Annotated in this window: 2 protein-coding genes; one reads left to right on the forward strand and one right to left on the reverse strand. The window is 61.8% G+C overall.

Annotated elements, in window-relative coordinates; translation table 11 throughout:
- A partial coding sequence (locus tag AC1DZ6_RS25160; RefSeq protein WP_477099814.1) for a DEAD/DEAH box helicase occupies positions 1-645 on the reverse strand: 645 nt, incomplete at its 3' end.
- Between the two features lie 568 nt (positions 646-1213).
- Between AC1DZ6_RS25160 and AC1DZ6_RS25165 the strand changes: the two genes are divergently transcribed.
- Positions 1214-1385: DUF1565 domain-containing protein (locus AC1DZ6_RS25165; RefSeq protein ID WP_477099815.1), on the forward strand; the 172-nt coding region annotated here is incomplete at its 3' end.

A 1385-nucleotide genomic window follows, 5' to 3' on the forward strand; every position in this document is an offset into this window, starting at 1 on the left:
GTGCGGCTCGTTGCGGCCGACCGTGTCGATGCGCAGGGCGTCGTTCTGGTAGCTCTTGGCCAGTTGCACGATCTCGCGCGCCAGGGTGGCCGAGAACAGCAGGGTGCGGCGCTCGCTGGGCGCGGCGTCGAGGATGAATTCGAGGTCTTCGCGGAAGCCCATGTCGAGCATCTCGTCGGCCTCGTCGAGGACGGCGACCTTCAGCTCCGACAGGTCCAGGTGGCCGCGCTCGATGTGGTCGCGCAGGCGGCCGGGAGTGCCGACCACGATGTGGGCGCCGAAGTTCAGGGCGCGCTGCTCGCGACGCGCGTCCATGCCGCCCACGCAGTTGACGACCACGGCGCCGGCGTCGGCGTACAGCCACGTCAGCTCGCGATTGACCTGGATGGCCRGTTCGCGGGTCGGGGCGATGACTAGGCACATCGGGGCGCCGGCCTTGGAGAACTTCTCGGCGTCGCCGAGCAGGGTGGTGGCGGCGGCGAGACCGAAGGCGACGGTCTTGCCCGAGCCGGTCTGGGCGCTGACCAGCAGGTCGCGGCCCTCGGCGTCGGCTTCCAGCACGGCGGCCTGGACGGGGGTGGGCTCAAGGTAACCTTGAGCGGCAAGAGCCCGCTCAAGAGCGGGGTGGGAGGCGGGGAAGGGCATACAGGTCCAATTCGGTTCAAGCGGACGGCACACACACACGTGCGGCCCGCACCACGACCAAATACGACCCCCAAACGGACCGTGTTCTTGGTCAATATCTTCAGAGAATAGACCGTTTTCGTCCGGATGCCGATAAGGGCGGGGCGAAAGGGGTCTGATGGGCGGCCTAAGGAGGCCAAAATCGACTCAAATGCAAGGCCGGGCATGCATTATTGCTCTGGTGCGGCTGTTTGGCCGCACGAAGCCGCGGCGTATTTCAGATCGCCGCTAGGCGCTCTCCTGAGCTGGATAGAGCGCCAATCTCCGGCATGCAGCTAGAGTGTAAATTTCCCTAAGGTGTGGATTCTGACATTACTGTCAATTTGCGCGATAAATGGTCAATCGAAAACTATTGATCTGATCAACTAAGTTGACTGGCTAATATGTCGCACCCTTACATCAATAGAAACCTGGTAATTAAGGAATGTTAACTGAAAGCGTTAAGCTTAGGCGTGCGCGATCGCCGTAGCCTGAGCGCTATTTAGTGTGAAGGATTTCAGGCGTGTCAGAGTCAGTGGCGTTTTCGGACATGGTTCCGACCAGCATCATCCACGTTTCAGCGGGCGCGGCGGCGGGAGGGGATGGAAGTTCCGATCACCCGTACGCGACAATCCAGGCGGCGGTTAACGTGGCCAAACCCGGTACGGCGATCTACGTGCATGCGGGCACATATGTGGAGAGCGTGAAGATCCCTCACACCG

The sequence above is a fragment of the Caulobacter sp. P1_B12_2 genome, assembly GCF_056406675.1.